21 protein-coding genes and 1 pseudogene are annotated in these 24,417 nt (G+C 29.9%); 3 read left to right on the top strand and 19 right to left on the bottom strand.

The window, feature by feature from the left end; genetic code table 11:
- Positions 1-21: 21 nt before the first annotated feature.
- The 8 genes from vapD to CQA38_RS08465 form a co-directional block, all read right to left on the bottom strand.
- The gene (gene vapD, locus CQA38_RS08430; RefSeq protein WP_137633562.1) at positions 22-456 is read right to left on the bottom strand and encodes a VapD family protein; all 435 of its coding nucleotides are present in this window, start codon (positions 454-456) and stop codon (positions 22-24) included.
- Complete coding sequence (locus CQA38_RS08435) at positions 453-767, bottom strand: hypothetical protein (RefSeq protein ID WP_137633563.1); 315 nt, start codon at positions 765-767, stop codon at positions 453-455. Before CQA38_RS08435 ends, vapD begins: the two co-directional genes overlap by 4 nt.
- A gap of 225 nt (positions 768-992) precedes the next feature.
- Positions 993-1,367 carry a hypothetical protein gene (locus CQA38_RS08440; protein ID WP_137633564.1) on the bottom strand — a complete coding sequence of 125 codons (375 nt, stop codon included), beginning with the start codon at positions 1,365-1,367 and terminating at the stop codon, positions 993-995.
- A gap of 19 nt (positions 1,368-1,386) precedes the next feature.
- A complete protein-coding gene (locus CQA38_RS08445; RefSeq protein WP_137633565.1) occupies positions 1,387-3,189 on the bottom strand; it encodes an AAA family ATPase in 1,803 nt (600 codons plus the stop codon).
- A gap of 550 nt (positions 3,190-3,739) precedes the next feature.
- Positions 3,740-4,936: a DUF5710 domain-containing protein gene (locus CQA38_RS08450; RefSeq protein ID WP_137633566.1), complete on the bottom strand. Its 1,197-nt coding sequence runs from the start codon at positions 4,934-4,936 to the stop codon at positions 3,740-3,742.
- A gap of 115 nt (positions 4,937-5,051) precedes the next feature.
- Positions 5,052-5,642, bottom strand: coding sequence for a hypothetical protein (locus CQA38_RS08455; RefSeq protein ID WP_170999499.1), 591 nt, complete (start codon positions 5,640-5,642; stop codon positions 5,052-5,054).
- A gap of 152 nt (positions 5,643-5,794) precedes the next feature.
- Positions 5,795-6,040 carry an EexN family lipoprotein gene (locus tag CQA38_RS08460; RefSeq protein WP_137633568.1) on the bottom strand — a complete coding sequence of 82 codons (246 nt, stop codon included), beginning with the start codon at positions 6,038-6,040 and terminating at the stop codon, positions 5,795-5,797.
- 35 nt (positions 6,041-6,075) lie between these two features.
- Positions 6,076-6,363 carry a hypothetical protein gene (locus CQA38_RS08465; protein WP_137633569.1) on the bottom strand — a complete coding sequence of 96 codons (288 nt, stop codon included), beginning with the start codon at positions 6,361-6,363 and terminating at the stop codon, positions 6,076-6,078.
- A gap of 324 nt (positions 6,364-6,687) precedes the next feature.
- Between CQA38_RS08465 and CQA38_RS08470 the strand changes: the two genes are divergently transcribed.
- From CQA38_RS08470 to CQA38_RS09255, 3 genes are all read left to right on the top strand, one after another.
- Positions 6,688-7,227, top strand: a complete 540-nt coding sequence (locus CQA38_RS08470) for a hypothetical protein (RefSeq protein ID WP_137633570.1) — start codon at positions 6,688-6,690, stop codon at positions 7,225-7,227.
- Entirely contained in the window at positions 7,224-8,714 is a 1,491-nt protein-coding gene (mobP1, locus tag CQA38_RS08475; RefSeq protein ID WP_137633571.1) for a MobP1 family relaxase, read from the top strand. The genes CQA38_RS08470 and mobP1 overlap by 4 nt, the downstream gene beginning before the upstream one ends.
- A gap of 70 nt (positions 8,715-8,784) precedes the next feature.
- On the top strand, positions 8,785-8,925 hold the full coding sequence (locus CQA38_RS09255; RefSeq protein WP_162056971.1) for a hypothetical protein: 141 nt from the start codon (positions 8,785-8,787) through the stop codon (positions 8,923-8,925).
- A gap of 107 nt (positions 8,926-9,032) precedes the next feature.
- Here the strand turns inward: CQA38_RS09255 and CQA38_RS08480 are convergent, their stop codons facing one another.
- From CQA38_RS08480 to CQA38_RS08525, 11 genes and pseudogenes are all read right to left on the bottom strand, one after another.
- Positions 9,033-9,980 carry an Abi family protein gene (locus tag CQA38_RS08480; protein WP_137633572.1) on the bottom strand — a complete coding sequence of 316 codons (948 nt, stop codon included), beginning with the start codon at positions 9,978-9,980 and terminating at the stop codon, positions 9,033-9,035.
- Positions 9,981-10,038: 58 nt separating this feature from the next.
- A complete protein-coding gene (locus CQA38_RS08485) occupies positions 10,039-16,104 on the bottom strand; it encodes an SNF2-related protein (RefSeq protein WP_238386997.1) in 6,066 nt (2,021 codons plus the stop codon).
- Between the two features lie 96 nt (positions 16,105-16,200).
- Complete coding sequence (locus CQA38_RS08490) at positions 16,201-18,219, bottom strand: DNA topoisomerase 3 (protein WP_137633573.1); 2,019 nt, start codon at positions 18,217-18,219, stop codon at positions 16,201-16,203.
- A 3-nt stretch (positions 18,220-18,222) separates the two neighbouring features.
- Positions 18,223-18,393, bottom strand: a complete 171-nt coding sequence (locus tag CQA38_RS09260; protein ID WP_162056972.1) for a hypothetical protein — start codon at positions 18,391-18,393, stop codon at positions 18,223-18,225.
- A gap of 117 nt (positions 18,394-18,510) precedes the next feature.
- A complete protein-coding gene (locus CQA38_RS08495; RefSeq protein ID WP_137633574.1) occupies positions 18,511-19,167 on the bottom strand; it encodes a hypothetical protein in 657 nt (218 codons plus the stop codon).
- 85 nt (positions 19,168-19,252) lie between these two features.
- Positions 19,253-20,311: a hypothetical protein gene (locus tag CQA38_RS08500; protein WP_137633575.1), complete on the bottom strand. Its 1,059-nt coding sequence runs from the start codon at positions 20,309-20,311 to the stop codon at positions 19,253-19,255.
- Entirely contained in the window at positions 20,311-21,009 is a 699-nt protein-coding gene (locus CQA38_RS08505) for a TrbM/KikA/MpfK family conjugal transfer protein (RefSeq protein ID WP_137633576.1), read from the bottom strand. The genes CQA38_RS08500 and CQA38_RS08505 overlap by 1 nt, the downstream gene beginning before the upstream one ends.
- Positions 21,009-21,440, bottom strand: coding sequence for a cag pathogenicity island Cag12 family protein (locus tag CQA38_RS08510; protein ID WP_137633577.1), 432 nt, complete (start codon positions 21,438-21,440; stop codon positions 21,009-21,011). The genes CQA38_RS08505 and CQA38_RS08510 overlap by 1 nt, the downstream gene beginning before the upstream one ends.
- On the bottom strand, positions 21,430-23,286 hold the full coding sequence (locus tag CQA38_RS08515) for a type IV secretory system conjugative DNA transfer family protein (protein WP_137633578.1): 1,857 nt from the start codon (positions 23,284-23,286) through the stop codon (positions 21,430-21,432). The genes CQA38_RS08510 and CQA38_RS08515 overlap by 11 nt, the downstream gene beginning before the upstream one ends.
- The gene (locus CQA38_RS08520) at positions 23,283-23,969 is read right to left on the bottom strand and encodes a hypothetical protein (RefSeq protein WP_137633579.1); all 687 of its coding nucleotides are present in this window, start codon (positions 23,967-23,969) and stop codon (positions 23,283-23,285) included. The genes CQA38_RS08515 and CQA38_RS08520 overlap by 4 nt, the downstream gene beginning before the upstream one ends.
- Positions 23,966-24,417: pseudogene (locus tag CQA38_RS08525) on the bottom strand (hypothetical protein); the annotation flags it as partial. The pseudogene CQA38_RS08525 and the gene CQA38_RS08520, both read right to left, overlap by 4 nt.

Below are 24,417 nucleotides of genomic sequence, written 5' to 3' on the forward strand. Positions count from 1 at the left end.
ATACTAAACGATATTACAAAACTATCTTTCTATGTTTTTATTTTTGGTGTTTAAATTATGAGTTTTAGATTGGGTAGCTTTGTTAATTTCAGTTCTAAGTTCTGCAAGCTTGGCTTCTTTATCTGGAGAATTTTTAGGTATATCTTTATGAATAGATTTTGAAAGAATTTGCAGTTGATCTGTTAAATCATATTGTTCCCCAATATCAGTAACATCAAATCTTTTTACACAAGAAGCTAGCCAAGGGAAGTTTGTGACAAGTTTAGTGCTTAGTTTAGAAATTGCTCTTTCACTTAAAGAATTTTTAGAAGCATACCCTGAATACTGCCTATGCTCAAAACCATTTTTGAGCATAAACTCTTTGACCTGTGCATAAGCTTCTCTTGTGTCTTGGAAGTGCTTTTTTAGCTCATTTGTGTATAAATCGAAATTTATAGCCTTTCTGCTTACGCTCACGAAGCCCAAACTCCCATTTCATCGCCAATTAAACTCTCATTTCCCTCTTTTTCGCTAATCCAAGTCCATTTTTTAACATTAAGAGTAAACCATTTGAAATTCATAAGATTATTATAAACTAATATACCTAGTTTTGCCAAATCATATTGATTGCCTTTACAATGATAGGTATTTTTATCTATTTTAATAAGTCCTACTTCAAGAGCAATTTCTTCAATGGTTTTATACATTGTCTCTAAATTATATATCCCCTCACGCTTAATTTTTTCTTCATCAAGCTCAAAATGAGTGCCTAAAAGTGGGTATGACATTTTAACTCCTTTGTAAAATTTTAACAACATTTTATCATATTTTATTTCAAATAAATTTTTAAATTCTTACAATTCTTTTGTTCGAATTGAGGATTTGTTGTTTAAGTGACAATAACAATATCTTAAAAATACTTTATAAATATTTTTAAGATATTGTTTATATAATTTTAAAATATTTCTAAGATATTTAATAAATATTTTAAAATGAGTATATGTAGTCATAATTCAATATACAAAGTATATATAAGCAGAAACCATAATTACCCATAATTTGTAAAATGTATAAAAAATAAAAAACAAGCAAAGCGAAAGAGATATTTTTATTATGTTTATAATGAAACAAGTAAAGTTTTCAAGCTTAACATACCAATTCCATTTTATAAAGAATCTATTTCGTAAAAATACTATAAAAATAAACACATATTTTAAGATATAAAAAATAATAGCCAAAATAATACCTAAAAGCCCTATTAAACATCCAGCTAATCCGCCTACAGCCTCGCCTGAAAAGTCCATATCTTTTTTATTTTGTTGTTCAATAGACCTATTATTTTCCTCTCTTATCCTTCTATTGTTTTCATCAATAAGTCTTTGATCCATTGTGTTAATCCTTTGTTTATTATTTTAAATCTTCAGGAGTAAATAAGCTATTTGATAAATACCTATTTGCCTTTATGTTAAGCTTATTCATCGCATCTTTTTTATTGATAAAACGCTTAATTTTTCCACTGCCACGATATATAAAAATTAAATCGTTGCTATCTGCAAATTTTTTATGTAACACTTCGTTATCATATGGTTTTAAAGGAGAATTCCTTCCATAAACATTAATCCCAAATTCAATTAATTCATCTTTAGATTCTATAATTTCTTTTCTTTGTTTTGAAATAAGGCTTCTATGCTTGTAATCTGAATAAGCTTTAATTTTGCAAAATTCAGTAAAAGTAAGCTTCATATTGCTATTGTCAGGAAAAGAACTTAAAAATCGTATTAAATCCTGCACAACTAAAGATTTTAAATTGATAAGAATTTTAGCTAAGTCTTTATCATAAGAAAGAGTTGATTCTGTCTTCAAACGCCTTATATATTCTTTTCTAATGGTAAGCTTAAACATAGCTATGATTTTTCCATCATTTTTAGTAACCCTTTCTATAGAATCAAACATTAAAATGTCTCTATCCCTTTCAGTTTTCTTTTCTCGTCTTCCATCGATATTTTGAATATGTGTTAAATCATAAGAAAAGCGAGAAATCTCATCAAATTTTTCTTGTAACCATTGATATCTTGTTGGTGTTTTTCCTAAGTAGTTTTTTAAAAATTTATATGGTTCTAACAAAATTTCCATATCCCAAAATTCATCTTGGTATTTTTTGATAGTAGTGCTATCCACATTATCTTTCACATAAAGAAACAAAGCATCTAATATGCTTCTATGAGTTTGTGTAAGTAACTCATTCTTTAAATTGATAATATAGGTTGATCCGCTGTCTTTGTGTTCCATTTTAAATTCGCATTGTCTATCATTTTTAACAAATTCTTTATAAAGTGCTGAATCTATTATCTTCTTACTACTAAGATAAAAAACTCCTCTATTTTCGTGCATAGTAATATAACCATTATTATCCATAGTGGCTAAACCATTACTCAAATCTTTTATTTCATTATCTTTATCTACTTTTAGCAAAAAATGCTCTTCTTGCTCTTCTAAAGATTCATTTATGTCAGAATTTACTAAAATTTTAATTCGCTTCTCTCTATCACCATTATTAATATTATTGCTATCTTTGATTATTTTCAATATTCTATGAGTTGTAGTATTTTTATTCTCTCCTTTAGCAAATGTAAGCTCATAGATAATTCTAGGGACATTTTTTATCACTGAACTTCCCATAATGCTCTCGCCCTTTTTATCTAAATGATGAAGCAATAAAATTGTTTGATTGTTACTAACCGCTATATTTATAAGAGTATTAAAAAAGCTTTGCACATCATTTTGATTGTTTTGATCTTTAAAACCTAAATATGAAAAAAAAGCACTAAATGTATCAAGAACAATTAAGCTGCAATCTGATAAAGTCCCAAGCTCCTTTGCTAAATTTTCTTCAGGACTTAATCTTGCGTTAAATTCAGGCAAATCGGTAGAAAACTCAAGATCAATCATCTCAAAAGGATAAAAACTTTGTATATTTTGAATTCTTGCTAGCAAAGCTTTTTCATTATCTTCTATACTCCAAAAAAAAGATTTCACGCCATCATTCAAAGCATTTGCACAAGTTTTAAGAGCTAAAAAAGATTTTCCAACTTCACTCACTCCACACAATAAGACAACAGAACCTAGTTCCATTTTCAAAGTATCTTCACATATAAGGTTTTCACACTCATCAAACAAATTTAAAGTATCCACTGTCTGGCGTTTTGGCATAATTTATCCTTTAAAATTGACATAAATATAACATTGTATATAACCTTTACGACTTATATACAAAATATAGAAGTAAATAATAGCAAAATATTATATTAAAATCAACAACTTATTATAAAAACATCTACAAAATTAAAAAAAGTTGGTATTTTTATAATAAATTATTATATTTATGTCAATTTTTATAATAACATTATATTTATGCCTACAAAACATCTACAAAATTAAAAAAAGTTGGTATTTTTATAATAAATTATTATATTTATGTCAAAAAAAATCTTTCGATACAAACAAAAATCAAAAATTAGTTGGTATTTTTATAATAAAATAAGCTATTTTTATAATAAAATAAGCTATTTTTATAATAATCTCTTAAATTTATTAAATTTTAAACCCCCATAAAATAGAGTTTAAAAATCACTGAGCTATTTTTATAATAATCTCTTAAATTTATTAAATTCATTAAATTTGTATCTAAATAGGAAATGGTAAAAATTTTATTTCATAAAATTTTGACCTTTTACATTATAAAAACGCCAAAACAAAGAAGTTATCTTTCTAGATCTAGTTTATTTTTGTCTATAGTATTTTGAAATGTTTGTGTGTGATATTGTTTTCGTATTTCATCAAGCCCCTTTTTTGTATAAATATCGTTAAAATCGCTTATCCCTTCTTTAGCTTCTTGTTCTGTTATTTGAGGAATAACAAGTTTTACATTAGGGTAATTTTGTTGAATTTTTTTTGCAGCTTCTAATCCTACATTAGTTCTTCCTTGAATTTCTAATTTGTAGTCATTATCTGCAATTATAGTTAGTTGTTTGTTCGGAAAAGTTTTTTTAAGATTTTCAACGACATTGCTTAGATTTCCTGCGTCAATAGCCATTATAGTAGGCTTTTGTAATGCTTTTTGTATAGTCATAGCAGTAGCAAAGCCTTCACATACTATGAATTCTTCTTGTTCTTTAAGTGGAATTTGAGTAAAAAAACATCCTTTTTTTCTAGCCGAGTATTCCACATTTTTATTTTGCTCTTCTTTTGTTTTAATTACGCCAATTATTTTTTTTCCTTCTTTTGTAATTCTTTGTATTGACCAGATTTTCCCTGTTTCATCTTGAAATGGAATAAGTAAATTTCCATAATTATCTACTTTAAGGTTATAAGTTTCATCAAGCCCTTTTTTTATAAGATATGGATGTAACTTTATAAGAGGTTTTGCTTCTATCCATTCTTTTTCTAGCCTAAGGGCTGTTTTCTTTTGCAAATTTAAGAGTTCTTGATCTTTATTGATATGTGTCTCATTAAAATTACTTTTTGGGTTTAAAGGCTGTCTTTGTATCTTTATTGAGTTATTGTGAGTTGAAAGTTGAAATTTCCAGTTTTCTTTATAACCTGTTTTAAAGTTTTCGATATAACCAGCAGGGAAGCCATCTAAGTATCCTACATATGCTCCACTTTTTTCATGTCCTTTATCATCTTGAGTTGCACAGCGTTGAATTTTTCCATTCATTATAGGGGTATCTACAATTAAGCCTTGAGCCTGTAAGGCATTTTTAAATTGAAACAAAGCTTCATTTATGTTGATATTGTTTTGTTTTATGGGTGGATTTTCCCATTTTTTAAATATGCTTTGATCCATATAAAAAGGAACATAAAACTTTTTTTCTTTTGCGTCCCAAATAGCACCAAGTTTTTTAGCTTCATCTTTATCATTATATGGTACATATAAAAACTTTCTTTCTCTAGGCATAGATTTTCCTTAAGTTTTTTTTAAGCTAAAGTAGTTTAAAATTATAGTGCAAACGAGGAGGGTGGTTTGTATATATTATAAGCCGATCCTTCTTTTTTTGATACAAAAGCGAATTTTATTTATTGAGCTGAATATCTCTTTCTTTATTTACCTCTCTTGAAATTTTAAGAGCCGATTTACTTTTTTTTTGAGTGCTAGTTTGCACCTCTTTTTGAATTTCTGCTATCTTATCAGCTTTTGATTTTTCTTGTTCATTGCTTTTGTTTTCTTGTTTTTGTTCTAAATTATTTTCTGCTTTTTGATCTTCTTTGTTGCCAAATAATTGAATCCTGCATTTTTCATTACCATTCATAAATCCTTGCAAAAAGGTTTGGAATTCAGGAGAAGGGATAGTGTCTAAAATTTTGGCACACTTTTGCAAAGTTCCTAAGCTACCTTTACTAATCACATCCATTGCTGGAGGTTTCATAAGAAATTTATCAAATTTCTTACTCAACTCCTCATCAAATTGTTTAGTTTTTATATCTTTTTCCCAATCTTGCTTACCTATCTTTCTTAAGTGATTTATGCCTTTTGTAAAGTGTCCTTGCCCAAGAGGAACTTGTAGATTTTCTACTTTTGCACCTTCGTTATCATTGTAAAGAAAAGAAAATTTGAGGACTTTATTACTTATTTTGGCATTAGAAGCGTCTTTTTCTTTTTGCACTTCATCAAGCACAGCAAGGTGAGAAAAAAGCTCACCTATTTCTTCTTCGCTAGTATAAGGAGCTTTTTCAAGCAGATATAAAAATTCCTCATCATTGTTTTTGTCTATTTGAACATTAAAATAGCTATTTTTATTTTTCATCTTTTAGTCTCTTACTTCCATAGCTTTCCTGCTTCATCTGCATTCATACAATCTTTTCCAAGTACTTTTTCAAGATCTTTGTCTTTTGCTTGAGGATTTTTTGCTATGTAATCATACAATTTTTTTCCGCATTCATCGATTTTTTTCTTTCTTTCTTCAGGGTTATTTTTATAGTATTCAACGCTTTTTGGTTCTTCTGAGCAAGCACTAAAAAGTATTGTAGCTAAAACAGCCAAGAGTAAAATTTTTGTTTTCATTGTGTGTCCTTTTTTAAGAAGTTAAAATTTAAAATCTACATATAAGCTTCTAAGAGTTTATTGTAAATCTTTTTAATTTTATCATATTTTTCTTGATTTATTATTTTAAAAAAAGAATTTTTAAATTCTTCATCATTTATAAAGCTTTCTAAGATAAGTAAAGAAAATTCTTTATGAAGCTTTTCTAATTTGGCGTTTTCTTTTTCTTGTATTTTTTTAAGTTTTTCTTTATACTCTTTTTCAAGCTCTTCGACTGCTTTTGTTTTTAATCTTGTTCTTAATTTAGTTTTTTGATTGTTATCTTTAATTTCTTCTTTACTCATAAATATATCCTTTTATATGTAAATACATTTTTATTAGATTGTATCTTAATTCTGCTTAATGATAACTTAAGAAATAAAGTGTATAATTTGATGATTTTTTACAATATACAGGATAGGGATAAAATCCCAAAAAGTATATACTTTTTTAAAATAATTTTTTAGAAAGTCCTAAAAAATGGATTTTATCCCACCTGCTCTGCGAGGCTCTTTTGATATTTTTTGAATAATATAGACAAGCAATTTATTCAAAAAATATAAAGTTTTTCTTGCGAAAAAGCATTTTTAAAGTGTTAAAAATGTAGATTAATTGTTTTAGGTACAAAAATGAAAAAGTTTTTATTTAATATAAATGAAGAAAATTTAGCTTTCATAACTAATATAAGTAAAAAAACAAAGACACCAAAATCAAAAGTTGTTAATAAAATTATTAGCATATTTATTAACAACGATAAGGAAAATACTCCAAATAAAGTATTGCATTATAAACAAGAATTATATCAAGCCAAAACAAAACAGGTAAAGATTTTTTTTACTCAAAATGAGTATGATTTTATAAAAGAAAGTGCTAAAAAAAATGGCTATTCATTTTTAACTCAAGAAGTAAGATATAGGATATTTAATTCTATATATAATGATAAATTTAGCAATTCTATTGAATTGAGACAATTTATACTTACCAAAACTTCTCTTAATCAAATGGGAAGAAATATTAATGAACTTAATAAAATATTAAAACAAAGAAGTGCAGTTAAAGTTAATATTAAAAATCTTGAAGATACTTTGCAAAATATAATATATAAAATAGATCAGCTTACTCAAAATATAAATACTTTAGTTGATAAATCAGAGGATAAAATAAAGTGAGTTCTATTCCAAAGTTTTTAAAAAATAATGACCAAGAATGGAAGCAATGGAGAGCTAAAAAGGTTATAGAACATAGAGATTTTATTTCAAATTTGCCTAAAAATTACAAAAGCAAACGATCAGGATTTACAAATTCATCGTCTAATATCTATATGCCAAGAACAAAATTACCGCTTCAAATTTCTTCACATAGAAGTAACGAGGTTGTGATAAAAATTACTTCAAGCTCTAAACACTTTCAATCAGTTTCTCGACATATAGATTATGTAAGTAGAAATGGAGAGCTTCAAATTGTTACTAGTGAATTACAATATTATCAAGGTAAAGATGAAAATATAGAAGTTAAAAAAGCATTAAAAGATTATGGTGCAACAATCCCAAATCAGTATCAAAACAAAAGAGAAATTAGACAAACCTATAATATAGTTTTTTCAATGAAAGAACATTCAACAACTCCTCCTCAAAAACTCAAGCAAGCAGTTTTTAAAACTTTAAAAGAAAACTATCCTGATAACTTTTTTTCTCTTGTTTTTCACGCAGATACAGACAATCCACATTGCCATATTTGCCTTAAAATTTCTAAAGCAGATGGCACAAGGATTGATATAAGAAAAAATGATTTAGCTCATTTAAGAACTGAGTTTGCTAAAAATTTAAATGATTTGGGAATACAGGCTAAAGCAACCCATTCAAAACAAGTTCAACAAAACATTGATCTTGCTAAACGCCAGCAAATTTTAGATAGCTTACAAAATAAAACTCAAATGAAAATTAAGCCTCATCATTATAAAGTGCTTGATTATGGCGAAGCAAAATTTGATTTTAAAGATGAAAATAATATAAGTTTTTTTGTGTCTTATCTTACTCCAAAAGGCGATACAACTATTTGGGGTAAAGATTTGCAAAGACTTGTTAAGGAGCTTAAAATTGAAAAAGGTGAGTATGTTCGTTTTGCTAAGATAGGAGATAGGTTAGAGCCATATAGTTTCAAAAAGAAAATCCAAAATAAAGATTATGAAGTGCATACACAGCGTAAAATTCCTGTGTGGGACGCAAGCATTGCCAACCGAGCAGAAAAAAACTTTGCTAAGCTTGCACCTGTAAAAATTACCACAGAGCTTAAAGAAATTAAAAAGGAAAGGGTAAGAAGTGGATCAACTACAAGAAAATACACCAAATCAGAGTGGGCAAGATATTATGCAGCAAAACGAGGAGGAATACATCTCGCCAACAATGCTTATAATAAAGGACGAGCTACAGCCAAATCCACCAACGATTTGCAAAAATTGTCCAAAATCCCTATGGTTTGGAAACGATCAAGAGATGAAATGCTTCTGCACGCTAATGCACAGCATAAGTTGGAGCTCAGAGGAAAAAAACAATCCAATCACACACTGCGACGGGCAGATATTAGGGCTAATGGAGTTACAAAACGAGGAGATAAAGAGCTAATAAAAGCTCAAAAGTCAAACGAGAGGGAAATTTAAATAAGTAAAAGTTTTATCAAATCTTAAATAAAATTATGATAATTTACATAAATTTATATAAGGAAAATTAATGACTAATACCGAACTTGCTATTTTGTTGGGGATAATTGGATTGTTTGTTTTACCAGCTTTATTTTTTATCTATTACGCTTCAATAGCACAATCAATAAAAGATGATTTAAACAACACCAAAAAAGACGATAAAAAGTAAATTTTTAAGATATTAAGAAGCGAGTTCGAACGGATCTTACTCGCTGTGTCGATGTCAGAATTATTATATATATTTACTTAAAATAACATTAATTTTCTAAATATTTTTTAATTTTTTATAATGTTAAAACTTTTTTCAATAAATTCAAAGAAGTTTTTTAGCTTTTGATTGCTATTTAATGTTTCTTGGTATTTTCTGACATATTGCATAAAATCATTAAAATTCGTAATAAAATTATTCTTCATATTTCTACTTTTACAAATTTTAAAGAATAAATGAATCATTTCTAAAAAATCCACAACAAGAGATTTGCTCATCATGCTTTCTAAGGTATATGTATCGTCTTTAAATACAAAATTCTTTCTATAGGCACTTAATTGTTTATACATATATTTTCTTGTAGTTGTATCTAGTATTTTAATCAATATACAATTGCTATGGGCTGATAGATTTCTAAGCCATTTTGTACTATCTAGTCTGTCTTCAAGTTTTATATCTTTATTGTTTTGATTTTGTATTATTTTTCTATTGGTATCCTTTTGATAAAAAGTTAATAATTTTATAAAATTATTAAAGCTTATAATTTCTATTAAAACCCATATTGGCATTTGATTGTGATATTTTTGAACAAGAGCATAGTTGCCTCCACTGTGCAAATTAACTCCATTTAAGTAAGATTCTATAGTTTTTTGGGTATTTTGTCCCTCTTCAGAGTCTAAAAATCTTTCTATTATACTATATCCATCTTCATTGCTTTGATTAAAATCATTAAGCAATAGTGTCTTTGCTAAATGTTCTATAGCCAACGCCACATCCAATATAAAACTACGCAAAGCCACATCAATTTTAGATATTTCATACATATAAGCAAATTCTAAATCAACATAACGCCCCAAGTTATCTTTGTTGTAAATTTTTGCATAAGATTTAAGCTTGAAATAATAAGTTCTACTAGACAATATATCTTTAGCTTCATTCTGATTTATAATGTTAAATTGTATGCCTTTGGCTTCCATATGTTTTATTTGTTCATCTAGGGATAATTTTGGCTTCATTAAAACCTCCGAATTTAATTTTGTGTAATTATACAAAATTTTGAGTAAGTTACTTAGATTACTTCTCAAACTCCTGTATATTTTCCTTAGTTTTATTTAAAGAATTTAAAATCTCGGCAGACTTTGGCACAAATTCACTTTTGTAGTCTTTGTTTGTGCTTATTTTTTCTATTTCTTCTATCACCAGACGATTATCTTCTCTTAAGGCTTCTAAATATTCTTTCCTAGTGTAGCTTGGTGTATTTTCTCCTGTTATCCTTTGCAAATCCACAATATCTTTGTGAAGTAATTTGATTTTCTCATTTGTCTCCTCCATAGTCTTATCAATACCATTATAAAAATTGTTCATCCTTGTAATAAAACCGCTAAAACTCACATAATCTTCAATCTTAAATACCTCATTTGCTTTATTAGAATAAACCATATTTTCAGGTTCTATAAAGAGCTTCTTGTCTTGGGTGCTAATATAAAAACAAAGTGAATTTGCACTTGTTTTTTCAGCACTAATAATAAGTCCTTTATATTCTAAAATATCGTATTCTTTCTCATAATCAAGGGCTACAAGCTTTACAGCAGCATTAAAGGCTTGTTTAAGCGTTTCTTGCCTTGATTTATTTGCTTCGCTATCGTCATTTTTAAAAACAAGAAAATCTTTTGTTTTAGAAGTCTTATCGTTTAAGTTATGGATAAAATATTTACCTTTAAAATGTTCTTCTTTGTGCTGAGAAATAATATCTTTAAAAGTTTGTAATTTAGTGATTTCTTCTTTAAAAAAATTAAATTTAGATTGCAAATTTTTAAGTGTTTCTTCATTGTGATAAATTTGTCTTTGAAAATTATTATAAAGCATTTCTTCCTGCCTTAAATCATTGTTTAGTTGCACTTGCATTAGGATAAAAGGATTGCCTGTAGCCTCTGCTTTCATTTCTGCGGCATCTGCTGCTGAGCTTGTTATATCATCAAGAGTCCTTGTATCAGCCCCAGCACTTCTAAACTGCTCTATTGATTTTGCCTTGCTTTCAATAGTTTGCCACATTCTCGCATCATATGTTCTTTCAGTAGCATATCTAAATTCTTTTATTCTAAAATTTATTGGATCACGCATAAAAAGTTCATTGCCTTGTCTAATAACCCTACCACTTCTTTGTTCTAAATCACTAGGACGCCACGGACAATCTAAATGGTGTAAGGCAACGACTCTTTTTTGCACATTTGTCCCAGCTCCCATTTTTTGAGTTGATCCTATGAGAATCCTTGCTGTTCCTGAGTTCATATCTGCAAAAAGAGCAGCTTTTTGTAAATCAGTTTTTGCGTCGTGGATAAATCTTATTTCATTTTGTGGTATTCCCATATTTACAAGCTTTTTTAAAATATCACTATAGACATCAAAATTAGCTTTTTCGGCTAAGATTTCATCTAGGCTTTTGACTTCCTCTTCATCTTTTTCTAAAACTTCATTGATATTAACAAATTCCTCTTTTTCTATTTTTTGCTCTATTTCATTGGTGTTTGCAATCTCTTCTCGAGTTATTTTTTGAGAGTGCCTTTTTGGCGTTGATAAATCACAAAATATAAGCTGTGTGCCTTTGTCATTATTGTAGGCTTTATATTCTGCTAAGACATTTTGCACAAGCTTATTGACTTTAGAATCTACATAATCTTTAGCATTAGGATCGATAAGTCTAAAGTCAAGTCCAGCCTTTCTAGCGTCTGTGGTGCAAGCTAAAAGATTGTTTCTTCTAATATCTTTGTCTTGATTTTCCATTCTCCATACTATTGAGTCTTCGTTCCACATTCCATTTTCATCTTGAATGCCTATAAATTCAGCTATTTCATCGCTTCTAGGAGCAACAACATTAATAGGCTTATTATTATAAAGTTTTGGCACAAAGTCTTTTTGAAACTTCATAATATCAGCATTTGTAACAATATCAGCCACACTTTTATACATAGTTGCAAGCTCTGGGACATTTTTAAATTTATTAAATCTTGAAACAATTTTATAGTTTATGCCTGAACTATCAAGTTCCCAAGCACTTGTAACTTCACCAAAAGTTGAAGCCCACGAATCAAAAATATGTATTCTCTTTTCTTTCAAAACGCTAGGTTGTATGTAGCGTTGCAAAGTAAAAAGCTCTGTGATAGAGTTGCTTATTGGTGTGCCTGTTAAAAAATAAAGCTTATGATTGTTTTTGTGTAGATATTGTGTTTTGCAATACAAATCATAAGCTTTTTGAGAACCTTTTAAGTTACCAAGTCCACTAATATCGCCCATAGAAGTTGTAATAAGCAAATTTTTAAATTCGTGAGCTTCATCAACGATTAAGGTGTCAATCCCAAGCTCTGAAAAATCAATTGATTTTGATTTTTTATGCGAGGATTGTAAATCGGCAAGCTTTGCTTTGAAATTATCAATTCTTTTTTCAAGTTCTTTTACTGAGTATTTTTTGACATTATTATCGCTTTGCTTTGTTCTTAGAGTATATTCTAAAATTTCTATGTCTTGTTCGTATTGCTCTTTTTGAATTGAATAAGGAGCAGGCAAAAGTTTAAATTGAGAATGTGTCATAATGATTGCGTCATAATCATTTGCTGCAATTTTTGCAAAGAATTTTTCTCTATTGTCTTTTTTTAAGTCATTTTCACTAGGGGCTAAAATATTTGCTGAAGGGTAAGCACTATAAAATTCATCATTCCATTGTTTAGCTAAGTGGTTTGGCACAATAATAAGAGCCTTATTAATAAGCCCCATTCTTTTTTGCTCTATAATCGAACAAATTGCTACAAGAGTCTTACCAGCCCCTACTTGATGATCAAAAATTATGCTATTTTCTTGTATAGCTTTATATATTGCATTTTTTTGATGAACTCTAAGTTGTATATTTTTGTTTAAATTAGGTAAGATTAAATCTTTTCCATTATATTTTGGCTCCACATTAGTGTTAAATCTTTCGTTGTATATCTTTTCAAGATCGCTCCGCCTGTCAAAGTCCTTATAAATCCATTCTGCAAAGTCATTTTTGAGCTTTTCAAGCTTTATATTTGCTAAGGCTGTTTCTTTGGCGTTTAAGATTTGCTTTGTTTTATACTTTCCACTTGCACTATCATATTCCTCAACTTTATCATAAATTCTTATAGGATTTCGCTTAAGGGCGTGCAAAGCTAGCTCAAATGCTCCTATTCTTTCAGTAGCGTATAAAGAGCGAGTATAAACACTCAAACTTGCTCCAAAACCTGAAAAATTCCATTCCCCTGTTTTTTCATTGAAAAAAAGATCGTAATTTTCTTTTTGAATACTAAAAGTTTTTTCAAAAAATTCGCTATAGTATTTTAAAGGAATCCAAGATGTACCTAGTGATACTGATATATCAGAAGCCTTTAAGTCTTTTGGCAATATTTCTTTGAGGCTTTCAAGGTTTGGTATAAATTCGTTTTTTCCATCTTTAACAAGTCGCTCTACTTCTTTGTATTTAGCCTTTACATTACCTGAAAGATATTTTTGAGCTAAGATGTAAGAGTCATCGGTATGATTTTTAAAGATTAGCTTTTCTTCAAGAAGTTCTTGCAAAGTTTCATCAATAGGCTTAGCTAAATTATCTTTTAAAAATCCCAAATGAATACGCCCATATTGATTAATGCTTGCAATAAGTGCTTCTTTTGGAGTTTGTAAATTTAGCACAGGCTGAGCTGATATAGTTCTTTTGTAAAAAATGTCTGATTTTGTAGCACTAGGAGCAATTGGGCTAATACCTTCTTTCAAAGCTACACTCTTAGAAATTCCTGCATTATAATTTTTTTCAAGTGCTAAAATCTTATTTGCCTCTATATCTTCCCTAAATGCTCTTTTGTTTGAATCCTTATTTAAAAAGCCTTCAGTTTTTACAAAGCTATCATAAAGCTCATTGAGTTTATTTCTATGAATTTTGAGTTCATCATCGCTTAAATCTGATTTTTCAAGCTCTATAAGTGTGTTAAATTGATCTCTTAAAGCGACAAGTTTAATAATTCTTCTTTTGTCGTGTTCGTTAAGATGTGGTTTTTTAATCATATATTCACTACTAAAGCCTGAAAGTTTAAAATAAACTTCATTGTTATATACAAAATAATTGTAATCTTTGATTGTATTTAACTTATACTTCATATACTCACAATCAGAATTTTGCTCATTAATAATGATAATTTCATCTTGTATGATTGTGGGGCTATATTTATATATGTTCTTAGGTAATGAGTTTATAAATTGATTTAAAGCAGTTTCTAAATTTCTCCCATCATCAACGCACTCCAAAGAAAATCCAAATTGCGAATTAACAAGCTTCATTTTTCCAAGTATATTTTGAGGATTTGCTTTGTAATACTCATTTATTTTGAAATTCTTTGCTTCATTTTCACTGAATCCATTTTTTAAGCATAGTTCATCAATATTTTCAAAATATGATTTGCTTTCAAGCCACTTTTTACTTATGTTTTCATTTTTTCCTTTTTTGAAAAAAACAATATCGCTTGTAACTTCAGTATTTGCAATTTTGCTAAACATTGTGTTAGGAAGTCTAATGGCACCTAAAAAAGTAGCTTTTTGATCGATAAATTCCCTAACCGCCTCATTTTTAGAGTCTAAAAAATACCTTGATACTACAAAAGCAGCAATACCATCTTCTTTAAGATTATCAATGCTTTTAGCTAAAAAATAATTATGCACGCTTAGTTTGTTAAGTTCGTAATTTGTTATGTCTATGATTTTCTTTTGTCCAAAAGGAGGATTTCCAATAAATGCGTCAAATTTTTTGATAAAATTAAAATTCTCAAAGCCGTGATTTCTTATATCTTGATTTGGATACAGCTTTTGAAGCAATCTCGCACTAATGTTATCAAGTTCTATGCAAGTGAAATTGTAATTTGAAGCATAATTTTTTGCATAGGCTAAAAAATTACCTATCCCTGCACTTGGTTCAAATATGTTTTTATCTTCACTTGTATTAAAACCCATTGTATCTAACCCCTTATAAATTGTATCAATTACAATTTTGGGTGTATAAAAAGCGTCTTGTGTTGAGTTTCTTGCAGCTTTATATTCTTCATCATCAAGTAGATCAACAAGCTCTTTGTATTCTTTTTGCCACTCTTTATTATAAGGATCAAACGCTGATGAAATACCTCCCCAGCCTGAAAACTTACTCAAAACCTCTTGTTCTTCTTTTGTAGCTGGGCGGTTGTCTTCGTTTTCTAATGTTTTTAATAAAGTGATAGCTTGAATATTTTTTCTAAATTTATCTTTTAAAGAGCCTAAGTTTGGCTCTTCATTTGTGCTAAAGTCTATTTTGTTGTTTGTATGATTGTTCTTGCTTGTTTGTAAAAGTTCTCTATGTTCTTTTTCAATACTAGTGGATTGTCTTGTTCCTGTATTGCCCTCAAGTTCTCCTGCATTGGCTTGAGCTGCAAATAAATCCTGTCCATCATCATACAAATTTGATTGTCTAAGACTTTTATTTTCTCCGCTTGTGGCTCTTGTGAATTCTCTAGGATTTGTATCTCCTCGATTTTTTGTGCTATGAAAGGATTGTTCTTCACTTCCTGATCGATCTGATCGATAGCCTTGTGTATTAAGTCTATTTTCTCCGCTTGCGTCAATTCTTCTTGCACTAAAGCTAGCTTCTCTTCTCTCAAGCTTTGATTTAAAATCGGTGTTGAGAGCTTTGGTTTCTTCGTTAAATAGAACTCTTGATCTACCCCAAAAACTTCTAATATCTCCATTTGTGTCATTCCTTGATTGAATCTTGTTTGTGCTTCCTTGCTCGTTAAAATTTTTAGCTCCATTTGTGTTTGTGGAAGTGCTAGGCTGTGAAGCTGTGAAGCGTCCAGCATTTTCATTGTCTTGGGATAAAGGCTTATCCATCGCTCTATAATCTTGAGTTCGTGAGTGTCTATTTTCTTGTCTATATACCATTGAGAAAGCGTTCTGTAAGTCACTTCGCTCAGTTGTGTTTTGAGATAACTTAGATTTGCTTGCATTGTCTATCCTTTCATCTTTTTGTATTTTTCCTTGAGTGAGTTCTAAATTAGGTTGAAATTCGCCAAATTCATCAATCACAAACAGCATTAAATCATCATTTTTAATCTTTGTCATTATATCCCTTAATAATAAATTTTCATTAGCCACCCTTTCTAATATTAGATAATGATACTATATATCATTTATTCTTAATACTAGATAAATGCGTTTTTATTTATTTTTTAAAATCGGCTCACCTTTTTTATCTGCCATACATATGAATTTACAACCTTCTTGATAACGAGAGCAACCGTAGAAAAAGCCTTTTTGCCCTTTTCTTTTGATTAAAAATCCATCACATTCAGGGCATTTTATCCGTTTTGCACCCGCAATAGAAAAATTACCATTTTTAATCTTTTCAATTTCCGTGCTTATAGATGTATAAACGCTTTTTATAAAGGCTTCTTTGGTTGTTTCGCCTTTTTCGATAGCTTTTTGATATTCAAACCATAAAGCTGTCATATCAGGGCGAGAAAGTATTGGTGTAACAAATTTAATCAAATCTTTACCTTTTGGAGTTGATTTGATAACTTGCTTTTTATCATTGCTGACTTCAATATAGCCTTGTTTTATGAGTTTTTCTATCATATCACTACGAGTAGCAGGCGTTCCTATACCACCACTTTCGCCTTTTTTGTCTTTGTCTTTTTCTAGTAAAAGCTTTTTAATTCTTTCATTTTCAACATATTTAGCTACAGAGTTCAAATCTTTTAAAAGTGTAGTCATTGTATATAAAGGACGAGGCTTTGTTTGTAATTTTTTAATTTCGACTTGTTCTATATTTGCTAAATCACCATTTTTAAGCAAATTTATATCAAATTTAATTTCATCTTCTACATTTTCTTCATCACTTATATGGCTAAAAAAAGCTTTAAATCCAGCTTTAAGTGTTTTAGAAAAACTTGCTCCAAATTCTAATTCATTGATTTTAAAATTAAGTGAGTAAGCTATAAACTCTCTAGGTTCGTAAAATTGCATTAAAAAACGCTTGCAAATAAGTGTATAAATGGCTTTTTCTTCACTACTTAATTTATCTAAACTCAATCTTGTTTCAGTAGGCACTATACCATAGTGAGCACTTAATTTGCTATCATCAAATGCTTTTGATTTAATGCCAAGATTTACATTTGTATAGCCTATATCTTCACTAAAATTTGCTTGAAGTGCTTGAATAATTTTTGAAGCTTCTTTGTATAAGGTTTCAGGTAAATATTGACAATCTGATCGATTGTAGCTAATGGCTTTATGTTTTTCTCTAAGGCTTTGTGTTATTTGTAATGTTTTGGCAGCAGAATATCCTAAAGTTTTGCTTGCTTCAGCTTGCAAAGTTAAAAGATTATAAGGTAAAGGGGGATATTCTTTTTTGTTTTGCGAGCTAATGTTTAAAATGGCTTGCTTGCCCTCACAAGTTGTTTTGATTGCATTTGCCTTGTTTATATCCGTAATTTTTTCTTCTGACTTCACTTTCAAGGTAGTTTTAATCTTGATATTATGTATATTCATTTGAGCATTTAAAACATAATAATCAATGCTTTTAAATCCATCATTTTCTAAATCTCTTGCCACAATAAGCCCCAAAATTGGAGTTTGAACTCTACCAACTGTGATCGCTCCCTTTTCGCCACCCTTAGCACGATTTGCTAAAGTATAAGCACGAGTAAGATTTAATCCTACAATCCAATCAGCAAAGCTTCTTGCAAATCCTCTTTCACTCATACCTTTAAATTCGCTATTTAAACGCATATTTGCAATTTCTTTTTTTACTGCACTAGGCGTAATGTCATTAATCAAACAACGCCAAACAGGTTTTTGAGTTTTTGAATACATTAAAATTTCATCCACAAGTATTTGTCCCTCATCATCTGCGTCCCCACAATGCACAATTTGCTTTATTTTTTCATTTTTGATAAGCCTTAAAATGACTTTGAGCTGATTTTCTTTATCTTCTATAGCTTTGTGTTTAAAATCCTTAATGACAATAGGCAAGTCTTCAAAACGCCAAATTTTATATTTTTCATCATATTCGTGAGGCTCTAAAAGTCGCATTATATGCCCATAAGCCCAAGTAATGTAGTCGTTTCCTCTTTGTATATAACCACAATTTTTAGGTAAAGTGTTATTATACTCCCCATTTAATCCCTCAGCAATAGCCTTAGCTAAATCAGGTTTTTCTGCTATAAAGAGCCTCATTATTTACTCCTTGTTCTTTTTAGCTAATTTCTTTTCCATAATCTTTTCATAGTCTAGTTTCTTGTTATAAACTGGTGTTTTTTGGATGCGTTTAACTTGCAACTCTTCTTCGCTAAAAAGTTTTGGCTCATTTTTGTCTTCATCGTAAAAATCGCTATGTATTTGTGGATTCATTGTAGCTCCTTATAAAATATTGATATAATATTGAAAAAATATCTTTAAAATATTTAAAAAATATTTTTACAATATTTTAAAGATATTGAAACGCCCTATAAAAAAGGGCGTTTAGATTTAAGCCATTTCTATTTCATCTTTTTTCTTGGCTTGAGTTTCTTTTTGAGGTAATTCATTTTCAAGTTCTTTGCTTACTGAATTTTGAACCTCCTGAGCACCCTTTTTAAGATCGGCTTCAGATTTTATTTCTATGCCGCTATTTGATATAACTGCTATATATCCGGGACCCTTTTCTTTTAAGGCAGCTTGTAGCTCATCGTTTTTTAGTGTAGCTCTGCCTTCTACATATGAAAGCACTTCACTATTTTGATCTTTTTGCCAATCTCTCGCACTTAATCCTTGAGTAAAGCTTCTTCCAGCTTCAGTCTTTTCATTAAATGCATAAAAAGTTTTACCCTCTTCAGTAACAACAGGATTGATATATACAAATGTGCTTGCATCTTTTGGTGTCTTTGTAGGACGCAAGGTTATTGTGCCTGTTTCTTTATTTTTATTGATATAGAAATTTTCCCATTTTCCATATTGTTTAAAAGAGGCACTTACATTGCCAGCACCCATACCTTCTACAGCTGCAGCATCGTGTATGATGTTAAGAGCAGCTGTTTTTGGCTCTCTTTGTTTAGTTTCTCCATCTTTGGTTACATAATTTAAAGCCGAATTTGTAACCAAAACAATATTTTGATATTGTGAATTGTCTAATTTTGCTAACGCCATTTTTTATATCCTTTTTAAAAAATTTTTTAGGGATTTAAATCCAACTCATTTTTGCATGTTGTTTAAGCTTTATATAATTTCATTTCTACTCCTTTATTGTGATATGTAGCCTATCTTTATCATTGTCTATACTAGCATTTGATTTTGGTAAACTTAAAATAAGATTATTAGCTTCATCTTTTTTTACTGCTATGCCATTAATTCTTTGTGAGAGAGAACGCATTTTATTTTCTATTTCTTGATATTCTTGATATTTTAAATAAGTCAAAGCACTTAAAACACCAAAAAGTATCCCAAATACCCCAAAGCAAAAGAGTAAAGCAAAGGCAAAGTGTTTTAGTTTTTTGCTTGTCAATTCAAAATTATAGGCAAGTTCCTTGAAGCCATCTTTTGATAAATCTATTTCTTTGCTTAGCTCTTTAGAAAAAATTTGTGCTTTATCCTTTTGATCTATATAAAGATTATCCAAAAGCTCATTTTGTCTTTGAATAAAAAGTTTTAAAATTTCGTTATAGACAGGCAAGCTTGAATCAAGGGCTTTTCTAAGATTGTTTTCAAAATTATCTATTCTTTCCTTTGAGCTTCTAATTAAATTTCTAAATTTTTTTTCAAATTCTTGTGTTTTTTTGATATATTCTTTACTTTCAAAGAATTTAATTAAATCATAAAGTTCGCTTAAATTTTGTTTTAAAAGCAGCGTCCTATTAATTAAGGCTCTGTCTTGATCGCTGATATTTTCGCCAAAATACTCCATAATTTTTAATGTTTTTTCATCAAGAGCAACGAGAAGCTTTTGAAAATCTATTAATAAGCCCTTAGTTTCTTCATCAAGTTGTATATTTTCAAGTCTTGTAGCCTTTTCATCTAAATTTTTTAAAAGTTCGCCTTGTTCGTTGAGCAAGGTTTTTAAATTAACAGGCTTATCAGGATCAAGAGGCTCAAAAATTTGAGCCTTATTTTCTTGCTTAGGGCTTACTTGAGTAGCTACGATAACTTCTTGAATAATTTCGTTATCTTGTTTTTCTAGTTCTTGCCCTATTATATCATTATAAAGATGTGTATCATCAAGAGTGTTTTCACTCAAATTTTCAGCCTCATCAAGATAGCCTTCAATTCCAGCAGCTATATCATATTCTTCGCTCATTATTTGCCTTCATTAATCCAGCAATCTTTTTTGATGGGAATTTTTTTATAATAAACAATCTCTTGTTTGTTAAAGCCTATTTTAATGCTCTCTGTAGTCCTTTCATTGTTTGCTAGAGTATCAAATTCTTGTTTGGATACTTTTTGTTTTGTGTAGCCATTAAGCCAATCACTTTCTTCATAAAATGTAGAATTGCAAGTATATTTAAGATTGTAGTTTGTATAGCTACTTTGAGAAAGCAATGCACACGCTTGTGTAGGCTGAGGATTTGTTCTATATCCATAAATATTTACTTTTCGACAAGTCCTATCGCTCCCACTTCCCTCGCAAACTTCTATAACTCTTAAAATCACTTTTTCAGCTCTACTATTGAGCAAATCTATCGAGCATTCACCATCTAAATTCGGTAAAATATCATTTACATATTTACTCATTTCTATATCATCGCTTGAGCTCGTAGGACAAAGTTTTAAAAAATCTTTTCTTGCTTGTATGGTTTTCCACGGCTTTTTAAACTTTATTGAAAAATATCTAGCAATAGCAGCACTGCATTCAGGTGGTTTAACAGGACTTGCCAAGCAAAGCATAGCTTCGCAAGCACTTGCTTCATCGCCTTTTAAATACTCAAGCTCTATAGCTTTTATGCTAGAAATCATTAAAAATAAACCTGCAAATAATGTAAATAACTTCTTTTTCATTATTTATCTCCTTGTGTTTGGTTGAAAAATAAAAGATTGACTGTGTTAATATCTCGTTCTATGGGATCAACATCTTGAAGCTCAATTAAAGCTTTTACTTGATTTTTTCGTAGGTATTTCTCATACTCTTTAATTAAGTCTTTTTTGCCTACAATAATGATTTTAGTAGCATTGTGGGCGAGTAAAAATACTTTTACCATTTGCTCGTTTCTAAGCAACTCACCATTTTCTTTAGTAGCATTAATGTGATAAGTCCAATTAAAGCTACTTAAAAAAGAATCTTTAGGCACAAAGTTGTATTGTCTTTCAAGCAAAGCATTGTTAATTGATTGAGCTGAATTATCATCAAGCTCTTTTGGCTTTTTTGCCGCACATCCAGCGATAAATAAACTTATCGCAACTGCAAATGTTAAATAATGTTTATGAAACATTTTTTACTCCTTTTAAATTTGATTTGTGTATAGGGATTAAAACATTGCATTCCCCAGATAAAATAGCGTTTTCAAGTTCTTTTCTATTTGGTATGCCTTTGATCTTAGCAAGGCTTGGGGATACAGCTTTAAACTTATCCATAAAATAAGTATCATTGTAATAAAATGCTTTATTGCAAAATATAGGCTTGCCACTATCTATGGTGATAAGCTCTTTTTCAAAAGGCATTTCTCTGAGCTCTTGAGGTAGCATTAATGCCCTATGTGTTTGGCTTGTGCTTGTGCTACCTCCACCATTTGCACCTTGATTAATGCTTCTTGAAGTTTGATTAACTGTTTTATTGCCTAGCGTTTTACTTAGTTCTTCAGCGTCTTTTTCTTCTCTAGGAGCGTAGAAAATTTGACAAGCGTGGTTGGTAAGTAAAGTTTCAGCACCTTCATTTCCATATCCTAAAGGAGGAGGCGTTCTAAGTTGCGATTTGCTTTGATAAATCATTAAAGAACGCAAATTGTATCCTGCTATAAACGAAACAGAGGTTTGATAAATTTGAATTTGCCCAGGTGCTGTAAATTCATCCATTACAAGCAAGCAGGCATATTTTAAAGCGTCATTTTGCTGTGGTAGCTCTTTTGTGTTTAATAGTATGAGCTGACTCCAAAAAATATTTAAGATAAATCTAGCATTGTTGAGCTGATCAGGAGTTATGCCTATGTAAATAGTCATTTTTTCCTTGCGTAAATTTCTTAAATCAAAATCACTTGTTTGTGTAGCAAGGCGTAAGGTTTCACCCTCAAAAGGTGAAAGTGGGGCATTAAAGCTTGACATTACACCGCTTTTTGTATTAGCCGAATCAATTTGTATATAAGTGCTTATTCTTCTTTTGGTTATTTCTCCTAAGATTTTTATCTCATCAAGGAGCTTGTAAGTTTCTTCAAATCCAACCGCAAGCTTATTATTTGTATGAGGATCGATGATTTCAAACCCTTTGCTAAGCTGTAAAATGCCATAAAAATTAAATTCTACTTCTAAACCATAAGCTTCTAAGAAAAGCTTACCTTTTTCACTCATTGTTAAATCTTTGTAAAGATAACAAAGCCCTATAAAAAGGTTTTGTGCTTGCTGTGAAAAGAATTTGCTTGTATCATCGTTGCCTAAAGGATAAATGATATTTGCTAAGTCCATAAGCTGAGAATCAGCATTTTCACTATCTGCCATATCAATATAAGTAAAAGGATTATAGCGGTGTGTTCTTGTGCTAAATGGATTAAACAAAAAAACTTTATTTCCTAGTTTCTCGGCTCTATATTTGCTTGTATAATCAAAGCATTCTTGTTTAATATCTTGCACGACTGCTGATTCTTGCCAATGGAGCAAATTTGGTATAACTATACCCACTCCTTTACCGCTTCTTGTTGGTGCTCCTAAAGCAACGAATTGCTGTCCTCCAAATTGCAAGAATTTTTTACCATATTTACCGATGATTATGCCTCTTTTTACGAAATTGTTTTTATCTCCAAAAAGCCCCATTTTACGAATTTCACCAAAATTCGCAAAACGAGCTTCTCCAAATAAACTTTCTTTATTTTTGAAAAGAATAAGCAAGACTAAACATAAAACACCAAAAAGACAAATGAATGAGGCTAAGCCTATGCTTTGCCAAGTTTTTGGGTAATTTTTACTCAAAGCTTCAAAAATAAAATTAAAATGCCACAATTCAAAGAACTTAAAAAAGCCTACCTTATTTAAGATAAGCACTAAACCACCACTTAAAACATAAGCTCCTATGAGAGCTAAAATCGATAAAATACTTATAAATACAAGCTTTTTTGATTTATCATCACTCATTTTTCAAATCCTTTATCTAAACTTTTATTTGGTGTGTTTTTGCCAATTTTTGTGCTTGCTTGTTTAGTTTCAGCTATAAGCTTTGCAAGCTGAGCTTCCTTTGAATTTTCTTGACTTTGTGGCTTTGTTTGTGTTATACTAGACGAAACAGAGTTGTGGAAATTAGGGTTGTAAAACTGTCGGCGGAGCGAACCCTGTCCGTCCGGCTCTGTTCTCTCATTTTCATTTGTTTTACTATGAATTGTCAGCAATCTATGCCCTTCTCCAAAGTCCCTTTCTCCATATTTGATAATATTGCCATCATTTGCTTTAGCTTGCCAATCAAATCCTCGTTGTTGAGGATTAAACTCAGCCTCCACATTTTTAGCCACCTTAGGAAAGCTTAAAAGCTCTTCAGTAGTTACCATACCTCTTAATTTTGGATTATCAAGGTGCTTTTTAACTTCTTTTTCCATAAACTCTTTATCAACTTTGATTTGACCTACATTGCTTTTTACACTTGTATGTGATTTTTCATCATTTAAAACCTTATACATTTGTGAGCTTTCTTTCTTGCTTTGTCTATCCCAAGCTATATCTTTTAAAGCTTTAATAGCCTTTTCACATTTTTCAATGTTTTCTTTAGCGTTTTTTACATAGTTTTCTAGTTCTAAAATTTTGTTTTGAAGTTCTTTATCATTCATCTTTGTATATCCCTATTTAAACCCTTATCTAAGTCTTTTTTAGGTTGTTTTTTGCTAATCGCCTTTACTTCAGCTCTGAGTTTTGCAAGCTGAGCTTCCTTTGAATTTTCTTGACTTTGTGACTTAGCTTGTGTTATACTATCGCTGTTGGCGGATTTGCGAAAATTGAAGTCGTTAAATATGGAATGATAGGGATGACTACGCCTATCCTCTTCCGCCATTCTCTGCCCTTGTTCTGTCTTGCTATGAATTGTTAAAAGCCTATTTTGTTCATTGTATTCTCTACTTCCATAAGCTAAAGTATTTCCATCATTTGCCTTTGCTTTCCAAGTGTAGTCATTGTTTTTTTGATTAAACTCAGCCTCCACATTTTTAGCCACCTTAGGAAAGCTTAAAAGCTCTTCAGTAGTTACCATACCTCTTAATTTTGGATTATCAAGGTGCTTTT

The organism is Campylobacter sp. MIT 12-5580, assembly GCF_005406235.1.
Lineage (GTDB): Bacteria > Campylobacterota > Campylobacteria > Campylobacterales > Campylobacteraceae > Campylobacter_D.

Excerpts from the sequence above, each read along its gene's own strand:
- CQA38_RS08480 (WP_137633572.1), bottom strand. The coding sequence starts at position 9,980 with ATGAAGCCAAAATTATCCCTAGATGAACAAATAAAACATATGGAAGCC.
- CQA38_RS08470 (WP_137633570.1), top strand. The coding sequence starts at position 6,688 with ATGAAAAAGTTTTTATTTAATATAAATGAAGAAAATTTAGCTTTCATA.
- CQA38_RS09255 (WP_162056971.1), top strand. The coding sequence starts at position 8,785 with ATGACTAATACCGAACTTGCTATTTTGTTGGGGATAATTGGATTGTTT.
- CQA38_RS08485 (WP_238386997.1), bottom strand. The coding sequence starts at position 16,104 with ATGACAAAGATTAAAAATGATGATTTAATGCTGTTTGTGATTGATGAA.
- CQA38_RS08445 (WP_137633565.1), bottom strand. The coding sequence starts at position 3,189 with ATGCCAAAACGCCAGACAGTGGATACTTTAAATTTGTTTGATGAGTGT.
- CQA38_RS08520 (WP_137633579.1), bottom strand. The coding sequence starts at position 23,969 with ATGAATGATAAAGAACTTCAAAACAAAATTTTAGAACTAGAAAACTAT.
- CQA38_RS08490 (WP_137633573.1), bottom strand. The coding sequence starts at position 18,219 with ATGAGGCTCTTTATAGCAGAAAAACCTGATTTAGCTAAGGCTATTGCT.
- CQA38_RS08450 (WP_137633566.1), bottom strand. The coding sequence starts at position 4,936 with ATGCCTAGAGAAAGAAAGTTTTTATATGTACCATATAATGATAAAGAT.
- CQA38_RS08495 (WP_137633574.1), bottom strand. The coding sequence starts at position 19,167 with ATGGCGTTAGCAAAATTAGACAATTCACAATATCAAAATATTGTTTTG.
- CQA38_RS08460 (WP_137633568.1), bottom strand. The coding sequence starts at position 6,040 with ATGAAAACAAAAATTTTACTCTTGGCTGTTTTAGCTACAATACTTTTT.
- CQA38_RS09260 (WP_162056972.1), bottom strand. The coding sequence starts at position 18,393 with ATGAATCCACAAATACATAGCGATTTTTACGATGAAGACAAAAATGAG.
- CQA38_RS08465 (WP_137633569.1), bottom strand. The coding sequence starts at position 6,363 with ATGAGTAAAGAAGAAATTAAAGATAACAATCAAAAAACTAAATTAAGA.
- CQA38_RS08510 (WP_137633577.1), bottom strand. The coding sequence starts at position 21,440 with ATGTTTCATAAACATTATTTAACATTTGCAGTTGCGATAAGTTTATTT.
- CQA38_RS08435 (WP_137633563.1), bottom strand. The coding sequence starts at position 767 with ATGTCATACCCACTTTTAGGCACTCATTTTGAGCTTGATGAAGAAAAA.
- CQA38_RS08505 (WP_137633576.1), bottom strand. The coding sequence starts at position 21,009 with ATGAAAAAGAAGTTATTTACATTATTTGCAGGTTTATTTTTAATGATT.
- CQA38_RS08515 (WP_137633578.1), bottom strand. The coding sequence starts at position 23,286 with ATGAGTGATGATAAATCAAAAAAGCTTGTATTTATAAGTATTTTATCG.
- CQA38_RS08440 (WP_137633564.1), bottom strand. The coding sequence starts at position 1,367 with ATGGATCAAAGACTTATTGATGAAAACAATAGAAGGATAAGAGAGGAA.
- CQA38_RS08500 (WP_137633575.1), bottom strand. The coding sequence starts at position 20,311 with ATGAGCGAAGAATATGATATAGCTGCTGGAATTGAAGGCTATCTTGAT.